Origin of the sequence: Ruoffia sp. FAM 26254 (assembly GCF_045528545.1) — a bacterium.
GTDB classification, from domain to species: domain Bacteria; phylum Bacillota; class Bacilli; order Lactobacillales; family Aerococcaceae; genus Ruoffia; species Ruoffia halotolerans.
The window spans coordinates 1-255 of record NZ_JBGQQY010000137.1 but is presented as its reverse complement, the minus strand read 5'-3'; the positions used below and the strand labels follow the sequence as shown (position 1 = coordinate 255).

Sequence of the window (255 nt, the reverse complement as noted above, 5' to 3'; positions counted from 1 at the left end):
CGCGAGGAAAGTTTAATATCGGCACTCCCATCTCAAAACGCCCCAAATCTGTGAAGAATCGAAAAGAGTTCGGGCATTGGGAACTCGACACAGTTGTTTCTTCTCGAGGTAAGAGTAAAGGTTGTTTTGCGAGCTTTGCAGAACGAAAAAGCCGTATATATATTGCTTTACCCATGCCAAATCGCTCTAAAGTTGCTATGCAAACTGCGATTGAAGATTTGAGAGAAAACTTACCTAAGGAAGCTTTAAAGTCCT

Annotated in this window: 1 pseudogene; it reads left to right on the top strand. The window is 42.0% G+C overall.

The features are described 5' to 3' along the window. Positions 1-255, top strand: a pseudogene (locus ACEN3Z_RS12010) (IS30 family transposase); the annotation flags it as partial.